This is a genomic window from Rhizobium brockwellii (assembly GCF_000769405.2).
Lineage (GTDB): Bacteria > Pseudomonadota > Alphaproteobacteria > Rhizobiales > Rhizobiaceae > Rhizobium > Rhizobium brockwellii.
Map to the genome: position 1 here is coordinate 1,334,128 of NZ_CP053439.1, position 19,991 is coordinate 1,354,118.

A 19,991-nucleotide genomic window follows, 5' to 3' on the forward strand; every position below is an offset into this window, starting at 1 on the left:
GGCTGGCGGAAACGCCAGCCTTTTTTGTGAAAACGTCATGTAGACGCTTGCTTTTCCTTGATTTGCAGGGCTTTTGGGTTTTCGGCGGGCCTGATGAAACCTATTCTGCGCCTAGCTTACTTTTGAGTCGTTTCATACCATTTAGAAAGGGGTGGAAACATGAACAAGAATGAACTCGTGTCCGCAGTAGCCGAAAAGGCAGGACTGACGAAGTCTGACGCGGCTTCCGCTGTTGACGCGGTTTTCGACGTTGTCCAGGCTGAACTCAAGAACAAGGGCGACATTCGCCTTGCGGGTTTCGGCAGCTTCACCGTTTCTCATCGTGCCGCAACGAAGGGCCGTAACCCGTCGACGGGCGCTGAAGTCGACATTCCGGCTCGCAACGTGCCGAAATTCACGCCCGGCAAGGGCCTGAAGGACGCCGTCAACGGTTGATCTGAGATTATCCACCAGCCGGAAACGAGACCGGCTGTGCAGGATTTGAGAGGGGTTCGGCTTTGCCGAACCCCTTTTGTTTAGGCGGATCTTGCCGTCGCCGGGGCTTTGATCTACGACAGTTCTGTTCTCAGGGCGGGGTGAAACTCCCCACCGGCGGTAAGGGTTTCGGCCTGAGCCCGCGAGCGCCTTCTTTCGCGCCGATGCGGAGGAGGGGTCAGCAGATCCGGTGTGATTCCGGAGCCGACGGTTAAAGTCCGGATGGAAGAGAATGAGTGTTCGGTCGTGCGAAGGGCGGGGTCCGCCGTGTCGCTCGTGTCCGTGCCTCATGCGTCCTGATTTATGTTGGTCCCTGTTATGGATGAAAGACATGAATCAGACTTCCCTTGCCGTCGAGCCGTCCCGCGCCGTTGTCGGTGCCATCTGGATGGTCCTTGCCGGCATTGCCTTTTCGCTTCTCAACGTCGTCACCCAATGGCTGACGATGAAGCTTGCCTTTCCCTCGGCGTCGGCAGCCTTCTGGCAATATGGCTTCGCCTTCCTGTTTTCGCTGCCGTTCCTGAAGAGGCTCGGCATTGCGGCGATGCGCACGCACTATCCCTGGCGTCACCTCGCGCGCGTCGCGCTTGCCGCGCTCGGCGTCGAGGCTTGGGTCGCCGGCCTTGCCGCGGTGCCGATCTGGCAGGCGATCGCACTGGTGATGACCTCGCCCTTCTTCATCATTCTGGGCGCCCGGCTTTTCCTCGGTGAGCGCGTCGGCCCGGCCCGCTGGGCTGCGACGGCGGCGGGCTTCACCGGAGCGATGATCATTTTGCAGCCATGGTCTGATGGTTTTGGCTGGGCGGCTCTCTTGCCTGTGCTTTCGGCGCTGCTGTGGGGCGCCTCGTCGCTGATCACCAAGAGCCTGACGGGCATCGAACGACCGGAGACGATCACCGTCTGGCTGCTCGTTCTGCTGACGCCGATAAATGGCGGGCTGGCGCTCGCGGCAGGTTTTGCAGTGCCGACGGGTGCAACCCTTGCCCTGTTCCTGCTGGCGGGGCTGCTGACCGCTGCAGCGCAGTATTTCCTGACGCTTGCCTATGCCGCAGCGGATGCCGCCTACGTCCAGCCGTTCGACGATCTGAAGCTGCCGTTGAACGTGCTGGCCGGTTGGCTGTTCTTTGGTTATGCGCCGGCGGGTTACCTGTGGTTGGGAGCGGCTCTCATCCTGTCTGCTTCGCTGTTCATCATGCGAAACGAGATGCGCCGGGAGCGCAAACCAGCCTGACATGATCTGGCGCAAAATGCCGAATCTGTCATGCCTCTGTCATGCCGCTCGCGCAGAAAACTCATGTTTCGAATGTTCGACACATGGGGGACTTCATGACAATTTCATCGCGCAAGGCAGCGCTCGCTGCCGTGCTTCTCGCGTCCGTCGCCTTTCCGGCTGCGGCCGAGCCGGTTTTCAACCGCATCGCGTCCTTCCCGGTCGCAGAGAACCTGCCTGTTGATAAGGACAAGCTTTCGGTGAGCTCCGCCGAAATCATCACCGCGACCGACGACGGCAACACGCTGATCTATAGCGACAGCCCGCTCGGCGCGATCGGCTTCATCGACATTACTGATGCCAAGGCTCCGAAGGCCGGCGGCGCGGTGATGATGGACGGCGAGCCGACATCAGTCACCTCGAGCGCCGGCAAGGCGCTCGTTGCCGTCAACACCTCCGAAAGCAAGGCGAAGCCCTCGGGTCGTCTGGCGATCGTCGACGTGGCGACCAAGAAGATCGAGAACAGCTGCGATCTCGGCGGCCAGCCGGATTCGATCGCCCTCAACAAGGACAAGACGATCGGCGCCATCGCAATCGAAAACGAGCGCGACGAAGACGTCAATGACGGCAAGATCCCACAAATGCCGGTCGGCGACCTCGTCGTCTTCCAGGTCAAGAACGGCACCGTCGATTGCGGCACTATCAAGCATGTGGCGCTGACCGGGCTTGCCGGCGTCGCCCCTGAAGATCCGGAGCCTGAATTCGTCGCCTTCAACGGCCTGAACGAGATTGCCCTGACACTGCAGGAAAACAATGAGATCGTCATCATCGACGCCAACACGGCTGAAGTGAAGACGCATTTCTCCGCCGGCAGCGTCGATCTCATGGGTATCGACACCAAGCGTGACGGCGCCCTGAAATTCTCAGGCGAAGCCAAGGGCGTGCTGCGCGAACCGGACGCCGTGAAGTGGCTGGACGACAACCGCCTGGTCGTCGCCAATGAAGGCGACTACCAGGGCGGCTCGCGCGGCTTCACCATCTTCGACAAGACGGGTAAGCTTCTCTACGAATCGGGCGCATCCTTCGAACGCGCCGTCGCCCATATCGGCCACTATCCGGAAAGCCGCTCGGGATCGAAGGGCGTCGAGCCGGAAGGCCTCGAAGCCGCCAAGTTCGGCGACGACAAGTATTTCTTCCTGCTCGCCGAGCGCGCCTCGGTCGTCGGCGTTTTCAAGGATACCGGCGCCGATCCCGAACTCGTCCAGCTGCTGCCATCAGGCATTTCGCCGGAAGGCGCGATCGCCATTCCCGCCCGCAATCTCTTTGCGACCGCCAACGAGCTCGACCTCGGCAAGGATGGCGGCGCGCGCTCGCATGTGATGATCTACGAGCGCTCGGAAGGCGAAAAGGCCTATCCGCAGATCGTTTCCGCCGAGAAGGACGGTAATCCGATCGGCTTTGCAGCCCTTTCGGGTCTCGCCGCCGTTCCAGGCAAGCCGGGCATGCTCTACGCCGTCAGCGACAGCGTTCTGGGTTCGCAGCCGACGATCTACACGATCGATGCCAGCAAGAAGCCGGCCGTCATCACCGACGCCCTCGTCGTCAAGCGTGACGGCGCCCCGGCCCAGAAGCTCGACATTGAAGGCATCGCGGCTGCCGCCGACGGCTCCTTCTGGCTCGCCTCGGAAGGTTACAGCGAGCGTCTTGTCCCGCACGCCCTCTACAACGTCAATGCCAAGGGCGACATCAAGGCCGAGATCGCCCTGCCGAAGGAGCTCGTCGCCAACGAAATCCGCTACGGCTTCGAAGGCGTGACCATTGTCGGCACCGGCGACGATGCAACGCTGTGGATGGCGGTCCAGCGTGAGTGGAGCGATGACGAGAAGGGCTTCGTCAAGCTCGTCTCCTATAATCCGAAGAAGAAGGAATGGGGTGCTGTGCGCTATCCGCTCGACAAGACAGAAAGCGGCTGGGTCGGCCTGTCGGAAATTTCCGCCCAGGGCGACAGCGTCTACATCATCGAGCGCGACAACCTTGTCGGTGACGCCGCCAGGCTGAAGAAGCTCTACAAGGTCGCGATTTCGGAGCTGAAGCCGGCCAAGCTCGGCGGCGAGCTGCCGGTCGTCAAGAAGACCGAGGCCCACGACTTCCTCGGTGAGCTGAAGTCTGCGACCAACGGTTACGTGCTGGACAAGCTTGAAGGCTTCACCTTCGACGCATCGGGCAAGCCCTATGCGGTCACCGATAATGACGGCGTCAGCGACTCCTCCGGCGAGACCCTGTTCTTTGCGGTCGATCTCGTCGGCACCAACTGAGCCCACCAACTGACCTTGACGGATCGCTGATATGAAAATGGCCGGGCGAAAACCCGGCCATTTGCATTTTGGAGTGTTGGACGCCTACCAGCGCTGATGCACATGCGGCGCGATCAGCCGCTCGTAGATCTGGCGCGTTGCGGCCATGACATCGGCCGAAAGCGGCGCAAGGTCGGCGGCGGCCGCATTGCCCTTGGCCTGCTCGGCGTTACGCGCGCCGGGGATGACGACGGTGACGGCGTCGCTCATCAGGATCCACCGGAGCGCGAAGGCGGCCATCGTGGCGCCCCCGGGCACCAGCTTGCGCACCTCTTCCACCGCCTGCAGGCCGACCTCGAAGGGCACGCCGGCAAAGGTCTCGCCGACATCGAAGGCTTCGCCGTTGCGGTTGAAATTGCGGTGGTCGTCGCTGGCGAAATGCGTGTCCCGGGTGATCTTGCCGGAGAGAAGACCGCTTGCGAGCGGCACACGGGCGATGATCGCCACATTCCTGCGGCGTGCTTCCTGGAAGAACAGGTGATCGGGGCGCTGGCGGAAGATGTTGTAGATGATCTGGATGCTGACGACGCCGGGATATTCGATCGCCTTCAGCGCGTCTTCGACCTTTTCGACGCTGACGCCGTAACCCTTGATCTTGCCGGCCTTCTGCAGCGCGTCCAGAGCCCCGAAGACCTCCGGCTGGTAAAGCACGTCGCGCGGCGGGCAGTGGAGCTGCACGAGGTCGAGGCTGTCGACGGCAAGATTCGTCAGGCTGCGGTCGATAAAGCCTTCGAGATTAACTTTTGTGTAGCCTTCGGCGACATGCGGGTTGAGACGGCGGCCCGCCTTGGTGGCGACCATCGGCCGTTCACCGCCACGCGTCTTCAGCACGTCGGCAATGATCTTTTCCGAGCGGCCGTCGCCATAGACATCCGCCGTGTCGATGAATGTCATGCCGGCATCGAGTGCGGCATTCAGCGCCGCGCGTCCGTCCGCCTCGCTGATATCGCCCCAGGAGCCGCCGATCTGCCAGGCGCCGAAGCCGACATTGGTGACGGTGAAGGGCATGCGGCCAAAAGCATGGTGTTTCATGAAAAATCCTCCCTACTGCATGTCGCCCGGAAGTGTGCGGGGAACAACGACATGCATAAAAACAAAGAGCCAAAGCGCGTCGCATGATTCAAGCAAGGTGCGACGCGCTGATGAAAGACAATGGCACTATCAGCCGGGTGACTTTGCGGCAATTGTCGATCCGGCTTTGATTGGTCGCTCCGATGAAATATCGTTCTGCTACAAGGCTTCAACCGCATGGATGGAAAAGGACAGATCATGGAGATCAAACCCGTCGGCTCTCGCCCCTCGACGAAGCCACCGGCCGACTATTTCACCGGCGCCGTTCGCCAGGATCCGCTGATGGAGACGCCGCCGCCGGCACGGGCGAGGGCGGTCTCCGTCACCTTCGAGCCTGGCGCCCGCACGGCCTGGCATACGCATCCGCTGGGACAGACGCTGATCGTGACATCAGGCAAGGGCATCGCCCAGAGCTGGGGCGGGGGCATTCGCGAGATCCGCGCCGGCGATACCGTCTGGTTCTCGCCGGGCGAAAAACATTGGCACGGTGCTGCCCCGGATACGGCGATGACGCATATCGCCATCCATGAGGCGCTGGACGGCAACCACGTCGACTGGATGGAAAAGGTCAGCGACGAGCAATATTCCGGTAAAGTGTGAGCTGATCAGAGCCGCTTCAGGCAATAGGAAAAATGCGCGTGCGATTCGACTGTCAGAAACTCGAATTGCCAGCCGTAATCCCTGCAGAACTTGGTGACCGCCTCGACGACGCCATAGACGATCGGCTTGACCGTATTGCCGGTGCAGAAATCATGCCCGGCAATGCGCCCCGTCCGCTTCACCTTCTTTTCGCAGAGCAGCAGTTCCTGCCAGGTGAGATCGAAGGAATGATCGGTATCGATATAGGCCCAGTCGAGGAAATCGTCTTCGAATTCGGCAAGCTTTTCGAGTGAGGTGCCTTGCATCAGGTGCAGTCGGCCGGCCTCGATCTCGGCCGCGAAATTCGTGTGGATCGAGTCGAGCCCGGAGCTGTAGCGATCCATCGACCAGGGATCGATGAGATAGAGCTGCGCCGGTCGGTTCTTTTCCAGGATCTCGGCCGTATATTCGCCGAAGGCTGCTCCCACCTCGACGCCGATGCCGCCGTTCGGAATCCGATAAAGCAGCTCGCCGCGATCCGGCAGCAGACGGGCATTTTCCATGTGGTGGGCGCTGAGCGGGGTGCGCGGCATGCTCGCCCGGAGCGCCTGCCTTTCTTCACGTGTCTTCATCTCTGATCTCGGGATTGCGGGCGACTGACGGCGGCCCTGATGCGGTTTGACGGGAAGGTAGGAGCAGCCGGCACCGATGACAACCGCATGACAGGAATTTGCTTCTTTCGAACAAACCGCTAAGTTCCATCTGTGAACTGACGAAAAAGCCTCGGGAGGAGCGATTTCATGAAACGCATGTGGCCTGAAGAATTCAACGCCATCATCAGCGGAGCTGAGGAGGTGATGTTGGAAACACCAGCCGAGGCCGGCGAAGCGCCGCTGCAGCGCAAGGCGCTGAAGGCGCGAATCACCATGCAGGATTACGAGCGGATCTGGCCGCTCGCCGAGATGCGCTTCCGGCTTGGCGAAAGAGATGGCAAGGCCATCACGCTGATCACCACCAACCCCCACTATCATCCCTGGCACCCGAAGGACGGCGGCAGTGTCGATTCCGTGTCGGACAGTGGCCGCCATTACAAGACGGAATATCTCGTCGTGCACTTCTTGCTCGACGACGTGAAGGAAACGTCTCCCGCCTGAGGTGCTGAGGCCCGGTGCGGCCGGAAGCCGCACCGGCGTCCTGTGGAAGCCAAGTTGATCCCGACGCTGATGACAACAGCGGCGATATCGCTAAGCTTGGCGAAACATATCCTTACGAAATCGGAGGTTCCCGTGACGGGCAATGTGCTGGATATCCCGGTCAAGACTGTGGATGGTCGTGAGACCACGCTCAACGAATACAAGGGCAGGGTGCTCTTGGTCGTCAATGTCGCCTCGAAATGTGGGCTCACCGTCCAATATGGGGGGCTGGAAAAGCTCTATGGGGAAAAGCGCGAGCGCGGCTTCGTCATCGCCGCCTTTCCCGCCAACGACTTCAAGGGCCAGGAGCCCGGCACCGACGCCGAGATTCTCGATTTCTGCACCAGCACCTACGACGTCACCTTCCCGATCTTCTCGAAGATCTCGGTCAAGGGCGAGGCCCAACACCCGCTTTACCGGCAGCTGACCAAGTCGGGTGTCGCGACGACGGGCGACGGCCCGATGCGCGAACGCCTGAAATCCCATGGCATGACCGGCGGCGATGAGGACGACATCCTCTGGAACTTCGAAAAATTCCTGATCGGCCGCGACGGCAAAGTCGCCGCCCGATTCGCGCCGGATGTGACGGCGGACGATTCGCGGCTGGTTTCCGCTGTGGATAAAGAACTGGCGAAGGGATGAATGGTGGGCGATGAGCACCCCACGGACAGCGGGATGCTCATTACCCCGATCACGCTCTCACATCTCAGTCGGAGAAAATGAGAAAGCGCATCCGGTGCCGTTCCAAGATCCTCAGATCCCGAGCACGGTCACAAGCGGGGGCGTAAAGTCCTTGAAGCCCACTCTGGGCCAGTCGCACCTCTTGTCGAATTTCGTCTTTGCTTCGTGGCGCTGGCATTGCGGATGCGTCTTGAATGCATATCCGGGCAGGGTGACATACCGTGCACTTGTGGTGCAAAGGGCAATCGCGATGCACAGCGTCAATGCGGAGCGCAGGGTCCTCATGGCACACCTCCAGGCGTGATGAACCTTCGAGCGCGGAGACTTTCCGGGCGGCGAATTCTCCCACTTTTGCCGGCCCCTATCCATTCGCCCAATAGGAGGTGGCGCGGCGGTTGGGAGTAGTCCGTTTTATGGAGCGCTGGCTTTCTGACGGCGCTCATCTGCCGGATGTAACGCCTTGCTGCGCCGGAACGTTTCGCCGAATCCACCTGGAGAACGCAGACCTGCCCACAACTCGGACCGTGGGGTGCCGCCGAGCGGAGCATCGGCCAGCCGATTGCACCGGGCACGGAGAGTCGTGACGAACCGATAGGCGGCGGGTGGGTTTTAGCAATGATCACCGCTTCGCTTTGCGTCGGATCTAGCGGCGGACGATTCGCGGCTGGTGTCGGCGGTGAATCCAGAACTGGCGAAGCGATGAGATGGTGGCGATGAGTGCCCGCCAGACGGCAAGGCGTGCCCATCACCCCAATCACATGGTCACATCTGCGTCAGAGAAAATGAGAAGGCGCATCGGGCGCCGCTCATAAACGAAACGCGGTTTTGGAAAAACGAAAACGTATATTCATCGCCGCTTTGACCGCTGTCTTTGAAAGATGCGGGGAATCGGCTGATTGTGCTTAAGACGCCGCGCTGGCTGGTTTTCTTGATTTCTAGGCTGCAGGCTGAATTGTCGGCATCGACCGACAAATTAATCGGCAGATCTGACGGCATTTTCAGGAGATAGGTCCTGGCTTCACGCGCCGGGGTTTCTCCTGAGGTCGTCATCGTCTGGTCCCCAGTAGATAGGAAAACCTCTTGCGCCGGCTCTCTGGCAATGCACGGCGGCGCAGCCACGCTGGCGAGAAGCAGCGTAGAGATGATCGCAACGGTTTTCATGAGGTGTCTCCTGACGAAACACCTTGCGCAGATCGTGACCGGATTAGCGAGCTAATTCGGGAGCCTAAGTCTGATGAACAAGCAGCAGGAAGGTTTGGAAATGGTGGGCGATGACGGACTCGAACCGCCGACATCCTCGGTGTAAACGAGGCGCTCTACCAACTGAGCTAATCGCCCATCGCAAACGAAGCCGGATCGGCCTGCCGCGTTGGTGGCCGTGATCTATGCGGATCGCGGCAAAACCGCAAGAGTGTTTGTGAAGATTTTTTGATTTTTTTGGTGGTGGTCCCGTGTCTTGCAATGCCGCTTAGGTTCGGCTCGGTTGTGGAAAAGTGAGGGGAGGGTGGAGAGCATCTCTGTTTCGAAGGCGCTGCGTCTGCGCCTGAGCATCGCTGCGGAAGACGGAAGTGCCGGCTTTTGTTCGTCTGGCACCCAACCCGCCGAAACAATTCGCGAACTGTCATGGTTTTGTCTCCAAACCTGCTTGACACTAAAAGGCGAACCCCGTAGTTAGCCGCTCATCGAAACGGGCAGCCGTTTTGGAGAGGGTGCTAGGGCATCCGGACTGCTTGAAATGAATTGCGGGTGTAGCTCAGTTGGTTAGAGTGCCGGCCTGTCACGCCGGAGGTCGCGGGTTCGAGCCCCGTCACTCGCGCCATTTCAAGTCTTGTAAAACGCAAATGCGATTTGTCGTTTGTCCGGTTGTCTTTATTCTCGCGGCCGCAAAATGGCCGATCAATGCGCGGGTGTAGCTCAGTCGGTTAGAGTGCCGGCCTGTCACGCCGGAGGTCGCGGGTTCGAGCCCCGTCACTCGCGCCATTTCTTCCGAAAGCCATGCAGTTTCCAATGGTCAGGCATGCAGGTTCAAACGGCTTGCACGGATTTGTCGCGACATCGTTGCATCTGCTTGATAATGTCCGCGCGACACGCGTCGAATTGCCTCTGTAAAAGTCTTGCGCCGGGGCCTCGGCTGCGCTAACCACGGCTTGTTGCAACGCACGTTCGCTTGTCGGGCATTTGCCCAAATGCGCCGCCTGGCGTCACCGGCAAGCAGGGATGAACATGATGACTGAACTGCTCAGTTCTTATATTCCGATCGCTATCTTCATTGCTATTGCGCTCGTCATCGGCCTGGCTCTGCTCATTGCGCCGTTCGCCGTGGCTTTCAAAGCGCCTGATTCGGAAAAGCTCTCGGCTTACGAATGCGGCTTCAACGCTTTCGACGACGCCCGCATGAAGTTCGACATCCGCTTCTACCTCGTGTCGATTCTCTTCATCATCTTCGATCTCGAAGTCGCCTTCCTCTTCCCTTGGGCCGTTTCCTTCGGCGCCATCGGCTGGTTCGGCTTCTGGTCCATGATGGTCTTCCTTCTCGTGCTGACCATCGGCTTTATCTATGAATGGAAGAAGGGAGCCCTGGAATGGGAGTAGCCCCTGTGAGCAATCAGCCGCTTGTCGCCCAGCAGCCGAAGGGGATCATCGATCCCTCGACCGGCAAGCCGATCGGCAGCAACGACCCATTTTTCGGCGAGATCAACAATGAGCTCGCCGACAAGGGTTTCCTCGTCACTTCGACCGACGAGCTGATCAACTGGGCCCGCACCGGCTCGCTGATGTGGATGACTTTCGGTCTTGCCTGCTGCGCCGTCGAAATGATGCAGCTGTCCATGCCGCGTTATGATGTCGAGCGCTTCGGCTTTGCGCCGCGCGCCTCGCCGCGCCAATCCGACGTGATGATCGTCGCCGGCACGCTCACCAACAAGATGGCGCCCGCTCTACGCAAGGTCTACGACCAGATGCCTGAGCCGCGCTACGTCATCTCGATGGGCTCCTGCGCCAATGGCGGCGGCTATTATCACTATTCCTATTCGGTGGTACGCGGCTGTGACCGCATCGTGCCGATCGACATCTACGTGCCGGGCTGTCCCCCCACGGCAGAGGCGCTGCTTTACGGCGTGCTTCTGCTGCAGAAGAAGATCCGGCGTACCGGCACGATCGAACGCTAAGGGTTAAGGACAAGGCAATATGAGTGAAGCCCTGACTGAGCTTGCGTCCTACCTTGGCGAAGCGCGCGGCAACTTGATCGCCGCATCGCAGATGAAGTATGGCGAACTGACGCTGACGACGACGGGTGAAAACCTGGTCGCGCTTCTGACTTTCCTGCGCGACGACGCCAAATGCGGTTTCGTCAACCTGATCGATATTTGCGGGGTCGATTGGCCGCAGCGCGAGCTGCGTTTCGACGTCGTCTACCACCTGCTGTCGCCGAAGAAGAACCTGCGCATCCGCATCAAGGTCGCAACGGATGAAGATACGCCGGTTCCGTCTGCCTGCCCCGTCTATCCCGGTGCCGACTGGTTCGAGCGCGAGACCTGGGACATGTACGGCGTGCTCTTCACCGGTCATCCGGACCTGCGCCGCATCCTGACCGACTACGGCTTTGAAGGTCATCCGCTGCGCAAGGATTTCCCGACCACCGGCTTCGTTGAAGTGCGCTACGACGACGCGGCAAAGCGCGTCGTCTACGAGCCAGTCGAGCTGAAGCAGGAATTCCGTAACTTCGACTTTATGTCGCCATGGGAAGGCACGGAGTATGTGCTGCCGGGCGACGAGAAAGCGAAGCAATAAATTCAAGGTGGTTAGTGGGCTTAGCCCGCCATTCACTAGTTATCTGAGAACGCGAGCCCATCGCCATGACAGAACATAACGTCCGCAACTTCAATATCAATTTCGGACCGCAGCATCCGGCGGCGCACGGCGTTCTTCGTCTTGTCCTGGAGCTTGACGGCGAAATTGTGGAGCGGGTCGATCCGCATATCGGCCTTTTGCATCGCGGCACCGAAAAGCTGATCGAGACCAAGACCTATCTTCAGGCCGTGCCCTATTTCGATCGCCTCGACTACGTCGCGCCGATGAACCAGGAACATGCCTATGCGATGGCCGTCGAAAAGCTGCTCGGCATCGAGATCCCGATTCGCGGCCAGCTGATCCGCGTTCTCTATTCGGAAATCGGTCGCATCCTGTCGCACCTCCTGAACGTCACGACGCAGGCCATGGACGTCGGCGCGCTGACGCCGCCGCTCTGGGGCTTCGAAGAGCGTGAAAAGCTGATGGTGTTCTACGAGCGCGCCAGCGGCTCACGCATGCATGCCGCTTATATCCGTCCGGGCGGCGTCCACCAGGATCTGCCCGAACAGCTCGTGCAGGATATCGGCGCCTGGTGCGACCCGTTCCTGAAGGCGCTTGACGACATCGACAACCTGTTGACCGGCAACCGCATCTTCAAGCAGCGCAACGTCGATATCGGCGTCGTCTCGCTGGAGGAATGCTGGGCCTGGGGCTTCTCCGGCGTCATGGTGCGCGGTTCCGGTGCGGCCTGGGATCTGCGTCGCGCCCAGCCCTATGAATGTTATTCCGATCTCGAATTCGATATCCCGATCGGCAAGAATGGCGACAACTACGACCGTTATCTGATCCGCATGATCGAGATGCGCGAATCGGTCCGCATCATGAAGCAATGCGTCAACCGTCTGCTCTCGGATGCGAAGACCGGTCCTTTCTCGTCGATCGACGGCAAGGTCGTGCCGCCGAAGCGCGGCGAGATGAAGCGCTCGATGGAAGCGCTGATCCACCACTTCAAGCTCTATACCGAAGGCTATCATGTGCCGGCCGGCGAGGTTTATGCCGCCGTCGAAGCGCCGAAGGGCGAATTCGGCGTCTATCTCGTCTCCGACGGCACCAACAAGCCCTATCGCTGCAAGATCCGCGCCCCCGGTTATGCCCATCTGCAGGCGATGGACTTCATGTGCCGCGGCCACCAGCTTGCCGACGTCGCGGCCGTCCTCGGCTCGCTCGACATCGTCTTCGGCGAGGTGGATCGCTGATGCAGCTTCTGCCGCTGGCCGTCGTTATTCTTCTTTCGGCATCCGGGGTTTCGGCTCAGGAATCCGATAGCCTCGGCACGCCGCTCGGCCATAAGGAAGAGACGCCGCCGGCGCAGCAATCGTCCATGGGTGAGCTTTTGTCCAAGGGCTATCAGATCAAGGCTGCCATTCCGAACGGCAGCAAATTCGTAGTGTTTATGCAAAAAGACCAGTCGGCCTATGCCTGCGAAATGCAGTCTTTGACCGCTTCGCGGTGTGGAACCCTAAACTGACAAGGCGTGAGAAAGAATGTCCGTTCGTCGATTAGCCGAAGATCAATTTCAGCCTGCCGCATTCGCCTTCAGCGATGAGAATGCGGTCTGGGCGGACAAGACGATCCAGAAATACCCCGCCGGCCGCCAGCAATCGGCGGTCATTCCGCTGTTGATGCGGGCGCAGGAGCAGGACGGCTGGGTCACGCGCGCGGCGATCGAAAAGATCGCCGACATGCTTGATATGGCCTATATCCGCGTGCTCGAGGTCGCGACCTTCTATACGCAGTTTCAGCTGCATCCTGTGGGTACCCGCGCCCATGTCCAGGTCTGCGGCACGACGCCCTGCATGCTGCGCGGCTCGGAAGCGCTGATGTCGGTCTGCAAGAGCAAGATCCATGCCCATGCCTTCGAGCGCAATGCCGAAGGTACGCTATCCTGGGAAGAGGTCGAATGTCTCGGGGCCTGCGTCAACGCCCCGATGGTGATGATCGGCAAGGACACCTATGAAGACCTGACGCCCGCGCGTCTTGAAGAGATCATCGACGTCTTTGCCGCCGGCAATGGCGCCAGCATCAAGCCCGGCACCCAAATCGACCGGGTGTTTTCGGCGCCCGAAGGCGGCCTGACCTCGCTGACGACGGAAGAGCCGAAGGCAAGGACCCGCTCCAAGAAGGCCGATGCCGAAACCGTATCGGCTCCAGTCGACGCCGCGCCGGTTCCGCCCTCCGAGGCCGCCCGCCCGAAGAGCACCGATGCCGAGACCAATGCTGCCCTGAAGACGCCGGCAACGGCGCCGAAGGCGGCTGCGAAAAACGCAAAGGCAGCCGAGCAGCAGCCGATATCAGGCACTGCGGCTGCCGAACCGGCGCCGAAAGCTGCCGTCACGGCTGAAGTCGCCCCGGCGGCAAAGCCTGCTCTGACCGACAAAAATCGGCCGGCCGGCATCGAAAAGCCCGCCGCACCGGATGATCTGAAGATGATCTCGGGTGTCGGCCCGAAGATCGAGGCGACGTTGAACGAAATCGGCATCTTCACCTTCGCGCAGGTCGCAGGCTGGAAGAAGGCCGAACGCGAATGGGTCGACGGCTATTTGAATTTCCGCGGCCGCATCGAGCGCGATGACTGGGTCAAGCAGGCCAAGGCGCTCGCCAAGGGCGGGGAAGCGGAATATATCAAGGTCTTCGGCAAGAAGCCGCGGTAAGAGGTGAAGCATGTTACAAGATAAAGACCGCATCTTTACCAACATCTACGGCCTCAAGGACAAATCCCTGAAGGGCGCGATGAGCCGCGGCCACTGGGACGGCACCAAGCAGATCCTCGAAAAGGGCCGCGACTGGATCATCAACGAGATGAAGGCGTCTGGCCTTCGCGGTCGTGGCGGCGCCGGTTTCCCGACCGGCCTCAAATGGTCCTTCATGCCGAAGGAAAGCGACGGCCGGCCGCATTACCTCGTCGTCAACGCCGACGAATCCGAGCCCGGCACCTGTAAAGACCGCGACATCATGCGCCACGATCCGCATACGCTGATCGAAGGCTGCGTCATCGCGAGTTTCGCGATGGGCGCCAATGCGGCTTACATCTACGTGCGCGGCGAATATATCCGCGAGCGCGAAGCGCTGCAGGCGGCGATCGACGAATGCTATGATTACGGCCTGCTCGGCAAGAACAACAAGCTCGGCTGGGACATGGATATCTTCGTCCATCACGGCGCCGGCGCCTATATTTGCGGCGAAGAAACCGCGCTGCTCGAAAGCCTTGAAGGCAAGAAGGGCCAGCCGCGCCTGAAGCCGCCGTTCCCGGCCAATATGGGCCTCTACGGCTGCCCGACGACGGTCAACAACGTCGAATCGATCGCTGTTGCGCCGACCATCCTGCGCCGCGGCGCCGGCTGGTTCTCGGCCATCGGCCGTCCGAACAATGTCGGCACCAAGCTGTTCATGCTCTCCGGCCACGTCAACAAGCCGTGCACGGTTGAAGAGGAAATGGGCATCACCTTCCGCGAACTGGTCGACCGCCATGCCGGCGGCATTCGCGGCGGCTGGGACAACCTGCTTGCCGTCATTCCGGGCGGGGCATCCTGCCCGATCGTTCCGGCCAAGGACATCATCGATTGCCCGATGGATTTCGACGGCCTGCGCGGCGTCGGCTCTTCCTTCGGTACGGCCGCCGCGATCGTCATGGACAAGTCCACCGACGTCATCAAGGCGATCGCTCGTATCTCCGCCTTCTTCAAGCATGAGAGCTGCGGCCAGTGCACGCCCTGCCGCGAAGGCACGGGCTGGATGTGGCGCGTGATGGAGCGCATGGCCAAGGGCAATGCCCAGAAGCGCGAAATCGACATGCTGTTCCAGGTAACGAAGCAGATCGAAGGCCACACCATCTGTGCGCTCGGCGATGCCGCAGCATGGCCGGTGCAGGGTCTGATCCGTAACTTCCGTCCCGAGATCGAAAAGCGCATCGACCAGTATACGGCGAGCGCGCTTGATCACGGAGCGGTTCTGGAGGCGGCTGAATAATCATGGCGGACAACGCATCCAAGAGTGGGAAGAAGGAAGACGCCGCCGATTTCGCGGCCGGTTTCGGCCGTCTAGCCGCCGAGATGCTGGAAAATGCACGGGCGATGCCGGTGCATCCGCTGATGGCGCAGCCCGCGGCAGCCTTTGCCGCCGCAACGGCGATCGGCTTTGGTTTCTCGACCCAGATGGCCGGCGCTTTCTTCGGTGCCTGGCAGAGCGCCCTGGAAACGACCGGCAAGGTCGCCGCCGCCCTCGATGACACGCCGCCGGACGAACTGAAGCCCGATGTCGATATCCGGCCGGAGAATATTCGCTCGGAGGTCAAGGCTTTCACCAAGCCGCCGGCTGAGAAGAAGGCAAGGCCGACATTGACTGTCGTCAGGCCGGTCAGCGAGCCGATCCCACCCAGCCAAACGAAGGCCAGCCAGCCAAAGCCGGCGGTGAAGGCAAAAACGGTTGCGCGGGGGAAGGCCGACGATCTCAAGTTGATTGCCGGCATCGGCCCGAAGCTGGAGCAGGTGCTGAACGACAAAGGCATCCGCAGCTTCGCCGACATCGCTGCCTGGACCGACGAGGAAATCGCCCGGTTCGACGCTGAACTCGGCTTCGACGGCCGCATCGGCCGTGACGATTGGACCGGCCAGGCGAAAGTTCTGGCAGGGCGGGGCCGCAGAAAGAAATGAACTGTCCGGCCGTGTCGATCGGCCGGAAAGACGGGCAGGTCGGCGGACGGGCGGGGGCCTGAAGATGCCGGTGCGGGTTCCTGATCTGGAATGCGCGACAGAGAATTTGGGCGACATCAAATGTCGGCAGGACGAAAGATCCGGCTTGGCAATGAGAGTGTTGCAAAAATAGGTTTGTTTGCCGTCATCAGGCAAACGGGAAACAGGACTGAGCGACGATGGCAAAACTGAGGATTGACGGCAACGAGATCGAAGTTCCGGATCATTTCACGCTATTGCAGGCGTGTGAGGATGCCGGTGCCGAGGTTCCGCGCTTCTGCTTCCATGAGCGCCTGTCGGTTGCCGGCAATTGCCGCATGTGCCTTGTCGAGGTGAAGGGCGGCCCGCCGAAGCCGCAGGCTTCCTGCGCCATGAGCGTGCGCGACATCCGCGGCGGCCCGAACGGCGAACTGCCCGAGGTCTTCACCAACACGCCCATGGTCAAGAAGGCCCGCGAAGGCGTGATGGAATTTCTGCTGATCAACCATCCGCTCGATTGCCCGATCTGCGACCAGGGCGGCGAATGCGACCTGCAGGACCAGGCGATGGCCTTCGGCATCGACACCTCGCGCTATCAGGAGGACAAGCGTGCCGTCGAGGACAAGTATATCGGCCCGCTCGTCAAGACGGTGATGAACCGCTGCATCCACTGCACGCGCTGCGTCCGCTTCACCACCGAGGTCGCCGGCATTTCCGAACTCGGCCTGATCGGCCGCGGCGAGGATGCCGAGATCACCACCTATCTCGAACAGGCGATGACCTCAGAATTGCAGGGCAACGTCGTCGACCTTTGCCCGGTCGGCGCGCTGACCTCGAAGCCCTTCGCCTTCACCGCGCGTCCGTGGGAATTGAACAAGACCGAATCGATCGACGTCATGGATGCCGTCGGTTCGGCGATCCGCGTCGACACCCGTGGCCGCGAAGTCATGCGCATCCTGCCGCGCGTCAATGAGGCGATCAACGAGGAGTGGATTTCCGACAAGAGCCGCTTCATCTGGGACGGCCTGAAGACCCAGCGCCTCGACCGGCCCTATGTTCGCCGCGACGGCCGCCTGCAGCCCGCCACCTGGGCCGAAGCCTTCGGCGCCATCAAGGCCGCCGTCGGCACCACCTCGGGCGACAAGATAGGCGCGATATCAGGCGACCTCGCTTCCGTCGAGGAAATGTTTGCACTCTCTGAACTGGTGAAGTCGCTAGGGTCGGTCAATCTCGACTGTCGCCAGGATGGGGCGGCACTCGATCCGTCGCTCGGCCGTTCTAGCTACCTGTTCAACCCGACGATCTCGGGCATCGACCAGGCCGACGCGCTGTTGATCATCGGCGCCAATCCGCGCTTCGAGGCAGCCATCCTCAACGCCCGCATCCGCAAGCGCTGGCGCCGCGGCAAGTTCCCGATCGGCGTCATCGGCGAGCGTGCTGAACTGCGCTACAGCTATGATTACCTCGGCGGCGGTCCCGACACGCTGAAGGATCTGGTCGACGGCACCCACGCCTTCGCGGACGTGCTGAAGAATGCCGCCAAGCCGATGATCATCATCGGCCAGGGCGCGCTGTCGCGCACCGACGGCGCCGGCGTTCTCGCCAGTGCTGCCAAGCTTGCCGGTTCGGTCGGTGCGGTCGCCGACGGCTGGAACGGCTTTGCCGTCCTCCACACCGCGGCCTCGCGTGTCGGCGGCCTCGACCTCGGCTTCGTGCCGGGCGCCAAGGGCGTCAATGCCGCCGAGATGCTGACCGCGATGGACGTGCTCTTCCTGCTCGGCGCCGACGAACTCGACTTCACCGCCAAGAAGGCCAAGCTCACCGTCTATATCGGCTCGCATGGCGACAACGGCGCGCACCATGCCGACGTCATCCTGCCGGCCGCAGCCTATACCGAAAAGTCCGGCACCTGGGTCAACACCGAAGGCCGCGTCCAGATGGGCAACCGAGCAGGTTTTGCGCCGGGTGATGCCCGCGAGGACTGGGCGATCATCCGTGCCCTTTCCGACGTGCTCGGCAAGAAGCTTCCCTTCGATTCGCTCAGTGAATTGCGTGTCCGGCTCTATGCCGCTTTCCCGCATTTCGCTGCCATCGACGAGATCGCTGAAACCGATAGCGCCCAAATTGCCGCAGTAGCGAAAAAAGCCGGCAAGATGAACAAATCCGGGTTTGCGTCGCCGGTGAAAGACTTCTATTTGACGAACCCGATAGCGCGTGCCTCGGCTGTCATGGCGGAGTGCTCGGCATTGGCCCGCAACAACTTCAAAGTCGCGGCAGAGTAAGGGCAGGGGACTATGGATTCTTTCTTTTCGACCTATGTCTGGCCGGCGATCATCATGATCGGTCAGTCGCTGCTGCTTCTCGTCTGCCTGCTCGTCTTCATCGCCTACGTGCTGCTCGCCGATCGCAAGATCTGGGCGGCCGTGCAGCTGCGCCGCGGCCCGAACGTCGTCGGTCCCTTCGGCCTGTTCCAGTCCTTCGCCGATCTTTTGAAGTTCGTCTTCAAGGAACCGGTCATTCCGGCTGGCGCCAACAAGGCGGTGTTCCTGCTTGCCCCGCTGGTGACGGTGCTTCTGGCGCTGTCCACCTGGGCGGTTGTGCCGCTGGCCGACGGATGGGTGATCGCCAACATCAATGTCGGCATCCTCTATATTTTCGCGATCTCCTCGCTCGAGGTTTACGGCATCATCATGGGCGGCTGGGCTTCGAACTCGAAGTATCCGTTCCTCGGCGCGCTACGCTCGGCGGCGCAGATGGTGTCCTATGAAGTCTCGATCGGCTTCGTCATCGTCACCGTGCTTCTCTGCGTCGGCTCGTTGAACCTGACCGATATCGTCAATGCGCAGCATACCGGCCTCGGCACCATGCTCGGCCTGCCGGCGTCGTTCCTCGACTGGCACTGGCTGTCGCTCTTCCCGATGTTCATCATCTTCTTCATTTCGGCGCTCGCCGAAACGAACCGCCCGCCCTTCGACCTTCCGGAAGCCGAATCGGAACTCGTCGCCGGCTTCATGGTCGAATACGGCTCCTCGCCATACATGATGTTCATGCTCGGCGAATATGCGGCCGTCTGCCTGATGTGCGCGCTGACGACGATCCTCTTCCTCGGCGGCTGGCTGCCCCCGGTCGATATCTGGATCCTCAACTGGGTCCCAGGCATCATCTGGTTCACGCTGAAGGCCTGCCTGGTGTTCTTCATGTTCGCGATGGTCAAGGCCTTCGTTCCGCGCTACCGCTACGATCAGCTCATGCGCCTCGGCTGGAAGGTATTCCTGCCGCTGTCGCTCGCCATGGTCGTCATCGTTGCATTCGTGCTGAAACTGATGGGTTGGGCATGATTATGCCCGCTCTCGTTTCCGGCAAAATTGGAGGTTGAAGATGGCAAGCTTGTCCGGCTCCATCAGCTCGCTGTTTCTCAAGGAATTCATCGGCGCGTTCTTTCTGTCGATGCGCTATTTCTTCCGCCAGAAGGCGACGATCAACTATCCCTTCGAAAAGGGTCCGGTATCCCCGCGTTTCCGCGGCGAGCATGCGTTGCGCCGTTATCCGAACGGCGAGGAACGCTGCATCGCCTGCAAGCTCTGCGAGGCGATCTGTCCTGCCCAGGCGATCACCATCGAGGCCGGTCCGCGCCGCAATGACGGCACGCGCCGTACGGTGCGCTACGACATCGACATGGTGAAGTGCATCTATTGCGGCTTCTGCCAGGAAGCCTGCCCGGTCGACGCGATCGTCGAAGGCCCGAATTTCGAATTTGCGACGGAAACCCGCGAAGAGCTCTACTTCGACAAGGCGCGGCTTCTGGATAACGGAGACCGGTGGGAGCGCGAAATCGCCCGCAACATCGCGATCGACTCGCCGTACCGCTGATTGAGATTTTGAAATGCCGCGATGGAGCGCAGGTGCTCCTGTC

21 protein-coding genes, 3 tRNA genes and 1 riboswitch are annotated in these 19,991 nt (G+C 60.9%); of the genes, 19 read left to right on the forward strand and 5 right to left on the reverse strand.

The genetic code is table 11. From position 1 onward, the window contains the following. Positions 1–159: 159 nt before the first annotated feature. The 3 genes from hupB (at position 160) to RLCC275e_RS06745 (ending at position 3,999) form a co-directional block, all read left to right on the forward strand. Positions 160–435, forward strand: a complete 276-nt coding sequence (gene hupB, locus RLCC275e_RS06735; protein ID WP_003558438.1) for a DNA-binding protein HupB — start codon at positions 160–162, stop codon at positions 433–435. Positions 436–557: 122 nt separating this feature from the next. Continuing rightward, positions 558–712, forward strand: a riboswitch (FMN riboswitch). Positions 713–796: 84 nt separating this feature from the next. After that, complete coding sequence (gene ribN, locus RLCC275e_RS06740; protein WP_033180341.1) at positions 797–1,705, forward strand: riboflavin transporter RibN; 909 nt, start codon at positions 797–799, stop codon at positions 1,703–1,705. A gap of 83 nt (positions 1,706–1,788) precedes the next feature. Continuing rightward, positions 1,789–3,999 carry an esterase-like activity of phytase family protein gene (locus tag RLCC275e_RS06745; RefSeq protein ID WP_171816900.1) on the forward strand — a complete coding sequence of 737 codons (2,211 nt, stop codon included), beginning with the start codon at positions 1,789–1,791 and terminating at the stop codon, positions 3,997–3,999. Positions 4,000–4,083: 84 nt separating this feature from the next. On the opposite strand, the gene RLCC275e_RS06750 is transcribed toward RLCC275e_RS06745, so the two are convergent. Further along, the gene (locus RLCC275e_RS06750) at positions 4,084–5,070 is read right to left on the reverse strand and encodes an aldo/keto reductase (RefSeq protein WP_033180340.1); all 987 of its coding nucleotides are present in this window, start codon (positions 5,068–5,070) and stop codon (positions 4,084–4,086) included. Positions 5,071–5,307: 237 nt separating this feature from the next. Here RLCC275e_RS06750 and RLCC275e_RS06755 point away from each other — a divergent pair, with 237 nt between their 5' ends. Continuing rightward, positions 5,308–5,709 carry a (R)-mandelonitrile lyase gene (locus tag RLCC275e_RS06755; protein WP_171816899.1) on the forward strand — a complete coding sequence of 134 codons (402 nt, stop codon included), beginning with the start codon at positions 5,308–5,310 and terminating at the stop codon, positions 5,707–5,709. A gap of 5 nt (positions 5,710–5,714) precedes the next feature. Here RLCC275e_RS06755 and RLCC275e_RS06760 read toward each other — a convergent pair whose 3' ends face one another. After that, positions 5,715–6,320: a class I SAM-dependent methyltransferase gene (locus RLCC275e_RS06760; protein WP_033180338.1), complete on the reverse strand. Its 606-nt coding sequence runs from the start codon at positions 6,318–6,320 to the stop codon at positions 5,715–5,717. Between the two features lie 168 nt (positions 6,321–6,488). Here RLCC275e_RS06760 and RLCC275e_RS06765 point away from each other — a divergent pair, with 168 nt between their 5' ends. Both RLCC275e_RS06765 and RLCC275e_RS06770 read left to right on the forward strand, forming a co-directional pair. Further along, complete coding sequence (locus RLCC275e_RS06765) at positions 6,489–6,842, forward strand: hypothetical protein (protein WP_033180337.1); 354 nt, start codon at positions 6,489–6,491, stop codon at positions 6,840–6,842. A gap of 132 nt (positions 6,843–6,974) precedes the next feature. Further along, positions 6,975–7,523, forward strand: coding sequence for a glutathione peroxidase (locus tag RLCC275e_RS06770; RefSeq protein ID WP_033180678.1), 549 nt, complete (start codon positions 6,975–6,977; stop codon positions 7,521–7,523). Positions 7,524–7,634: 111 nt separating this feature from the next. On the opposite strand, the gene RLCC275e_RS06775 is transcribed toward RLCC275e_RS06770, so the two are convergent. From RLCC275e_RS06775 to RLCC275e_RS06785, 3 genes are all read right to left on the reverse strand, one after another. Beyond that, complete coding sequence (locus RLCC275e_RS06775) at positions 7,635–7,847, reverse strand: hypothetical protein (protein WP_033180336.1); 213 nt, start codon at positions 7,845–7,847, stop codon at positions 7,635–7,637. A 477-nt stretch (positions 7,848–8,324) separates the two neighbouring features. Then, on the reverse strand, positions 8,325–8,723 hold the full coding sequence (locus RLCC275e_RS06780; protein WP_033180335.1) for a hypothetical protein: 399 nt from the start codon (positions 8,721–8,723) through the stop codon (positions 8,325–8,327). 101 nt (positions 8,724–8,824) lie between these two features. Continuing rightward, positions 8,825–8,900, reverse strand: a tRNA-Val gene (locus tag RLCC275e_RS06785). 404 nt (positions 8,901–9,304) lie between these two features. On the opposite strand from RLCC275e_RS06785, the gene RLCC275e_RS06790 reads away from it, so the two are divergent. From RLCC275e_RS06790 to nuoI, 13 genes are all read left to right on the forward strand, one after another. Next, a tRNA-Asp gene (locus tag RLCC275e_RS06790) sits at positions 9,305–9,381 on the forward strand. A gap of 84 nt (positions 9,382–9,465) precedes the next feature. Continuing rightward, positions 9,466–9,542: transfer RNA gene (locus RLCC275e_RS06795), tRNA-Asp, on the forward strand. A gap of 246 nt (positions 9,543–9,788) precedes the next feature. After that, the gene (locus RLCC275e_RS06800) at positions 9,789–10,154 is read left to right on the forward strand and encodes an NADH-quinone oxidoreductase subunit A (protein WP_010055493.1); all 366 of its coding nucleotides are present in this window, start codon (positions 9,789–9,791) and stop codon (positions 10,152–10,154) included. Then, complete coding sequence (locus RLCC275e_RS06805) at positions 10,145–10,729, forward strand: NuoB/complex I 20 kDa subunit family protein (RefSeq protein WP_003547368.1); 585 nt, start codon at positions 10,145–10,147, stop codon at positions 10,727–10,729. Before RLCC275e_RS06800 ends, RLCC275e_RS06805 begins: the two co-directional genes overlap by 10 nt. A gap of 19 nt (positions 10,730–10,748) precedes the next feature. Next, positions 10,749–11,351, forward strand: coding sequence for an NADH-quinone oxidoreductase subunit C (locus RLCC275e_RS06810; protein WP_027665364.1), 603 nt, complete (start codon positions 10,749–10,751; stop codon positions 11,349–11,351). 65 nt (positions 11,352–11,416) lie between these two features. Next, positions 11,417–12,607 (forward strand): NADH-quinone oxidoreductase subunit D, encoded by a 1,191-nt coding sequence (locus RLCC275e_RS06815; protein ID WP_003547372.1) that lies wholly within the window; start codon positions 11,417–11,419, stop codon positions 12,605–12,607. Further along, positions 12,607–12,879 carry a hypothetical protein gene (locus RLCC275e_RS06820; protein WP_012756961.1) on the forward strand — a complete coding sequence of 91 codons (273 nt, stop codon included), beginning with the start codon at positions 12,607–12,609 and terminating at the stop codon, positions 12,877–12,879. The genes RLCC275e_RS06815 and RLCC275e_RS06820 overlap by 1 nt, the downstream gene beginning before the upstream one ends. Positions 12,880–12,895: 16 nt before the next feature. Beyond that, positions 12,896–14,062 (forward strand): NADH-quinone oxidoreductase subunit E, encoded by a 1,167-nt coding sequence (locus RLCC275e_RS06825; protein WP_033180334.1) that lies wholly within the window; start codon positions 12,896–12,898, stop codon positions 14,060–14,062. A gap of 10 nt (positions 14,063–14,072) precedes the next feature. Beyond that, complete coding sequence (gene nuoF, locus RLCC275e_RS06830) at positions 14,073–15,377, forward strand: NADH-quinone oxidoreductase subunit NuoF (protein WP_003547378.1); 1,305 nt, start codon at positions 14,073–14,075, stop codon at positions 15,375–15,377. Between the two features lie 2 nt (positions 15,378–15,379). Further along, positions 15,380–16,060 (forward strand): helix-hairpin-helix domain-containing protein, encoded by a 681-nt coding sequence (locus RLCC275e_RS06835; protein ID WP_033180333.1) that lies wholly within the window; start codon positions 15,380–15,382, stop codon positions 16,058–16,060. 218 nt (positions 16,061–16,278) lie between these two features. Continuing rightward, positions 16,279–18,360 carry an NADH-quinone oxidoreductase subunit NuoG gene (nuoG, locus tag RLCC275e_RS06840; RefSeq protein ID WP_033180332.1) on the forward strand — a complete coding sequence of 694 codons (2,082 nt, stop codon included), beginning with the start codon at positions 16,279–16,281 and terminating at the stop codon, positions 18,358–18,360. Positions 18,361–18,372: 12 nt separating this feature from the next. Next, complete coding sequence (gene nuoH, locus RLCC275e_RS06845; RefSeq protein ID WP_012756965.1) at positions 18,373–19,416, forward strand: NADH-quinone oxidoreductase subunit NuoH; 1,044 nt, start codon at positions 18,373–18,375, stop codon at positions 19,414–19,416. A 40-nt stretch (positions 19,417–19,456) separates the two neighbouring features. Beyond that, complete coding sequence (gene nuoI, locus RLCC275e_RS06850) at positions 19,457–19,948, forward strand: NADH-quinone oxidoreductase subunit NuoI (protein WP_033180331.1); 492 nt, start codon at positions 19,457–19,459, stop codon at positions 19,946–19,948. Positions 19,949–19,991 lie beyond the last annotated feature (43 nt).

Excerpts from the sequence above, each read along its gene's own strand:
- hupB (WP_003558438.1), top strand. The coding sequence starts at position 160 with ATGAACAAGAATGAACTCGTGTCCGCAGTAGCCGAAAAGGCAGGACTG.
- ribN (WP_033180341.1), top strand. The coding sequence starts at position 797 with ATGAAAGACATGAATCAGACTTCCCTTGCCGTCGAGCCGTCCCGCGCC.
- RLCC275e_RS06745 (WP_171816900.1), top strand. The coding sequence starts at position 1,789 with ATGGGGGACTTCATGACAATTTCATCGCGCAAGGCAGCGCTCGCTGCC.
- RLCC275e_RS06750 (WP_033180340.1), bottom strand. The coding sequence starts at position 5,070 with ATGAAACACCATGCTTTTGGCCGCATGCCCTTCACCGTCACCAATGTC.
- RLCC275e_RS06755 (WP_171816899.1), top strand. The coding sequence starts at position 5,308 with ATGGAGATCAAACCCGTCGGCTCTCGCCCCTCGACGAAGCCACCGGCC.
- RLCC275e_RS06760 (WP_033180338.1), bottom strand. The coding sequence starts at position 6,320 with ATGAAGACACGTGAAGAAAGGCAGGCGCTCCGGGCGAGCATGCCGCGC.
- RLCC275e_RS06765 (WP_033180337.1), top strand. The coding sequence starts at position 6,489 with ATGAAACGCATGTGGCCTGAAGAATTCAACGCCATCATCAGCGGAGCT.
- RLCC275e_RS06775 (WP_033180336.1), bottom strand. The coding sequence starts at position 7,847 with ATGAGGACCCTGCGCTCCGCATTGACGCTGTGCATCGCGATTGCCCTT.
- RLCC275e_RS06780 (WP_033180335.1), bottom strand. The coding sequence starts at position 8,723 with ATGAAAACCGTTGCGATCATCTCTACGCTGCTTCTCGCCAGCGTGGCT.
- RLCC275e_RS06800 (WP_010055493.1), top strand. The coding sequence starts at position 9,789 with ATGACTGAACTGCTCAGTTCTTATATTCCGATCGCTATCTTCATTGCT.
- RLCC275e_RS06805 (WP_003547368.1), top strand. The coding sequence starts at position 10,145 with ATGGGAGTAGCCCCTGTGAGCAATCAGCCGCTTGTCGCCCAGCAGCCG.
- RLCC275e_RS06810 (WP_027665364.1), top strand. The coding sequence starts at position 10,749 with ATGAGTGAAGCCCTGACTGAGCTTGCGTCCTACCTTGGCGAAGCGCGC.
- RLCC275e_RS06815 (WP_003547372.1), top strand. The coding sequence starts at position 11,417 with ATGACAGAACATAACGTCCGCAACTTCAATATCAATTTCGGACCGCAG.
- RLCC275e_RS06820 (WP_012756961.1), top strand. The coding sequence starts at position 12,607 with ATGCAGCTTCTGCCGCTGGCCGTCGTTATTCTTCTTTCGGCATCCGGG.
- RLCC275e_RS06825 (WP_033180334.1), top strand. The coding sequence starts at position 12,896 with ATGTCCGTTCGTCGATTAGCCGAAGATCAATTTCAGCCTGCCGCATTC.
- nuoF (WP_003547378.1), top strand. The coding sequence starts at position 14,073 with ATGTTACAAGATAAAGACCGCATCTTTACCAACATCTACGGCCTCAAG.
- RLCC275e_RS06835 (WP_033180333.1), top strand. The coding sequence starts at position 15,380 with ATGGCGGACAACGCATCCAAGAGTGGGAAGAAGGAAGACGCCGCCGAT.
- nuoG (WP_033180332.1), top strand. The coding sequence starts at position 16,279 with ATGGCAAAACTGAGGATTGACGGCAACGAGATCGAAGTTCCGGATCAT.
- nuoH (WP_012756965.1), top strand. The coding sequence starts at position 18,373 with ATGGATTCTTTCTTTTCGACCTATGTCTGGCCGGCGATCATCATGATC.
- nuoI (WP_033180331.1), top strand. The coding sequence starts at position 19,457 with ATGGCAAGCTTGTCCGGCTCCATCAGCTCGCTGTTTCTCAAGGAATTC.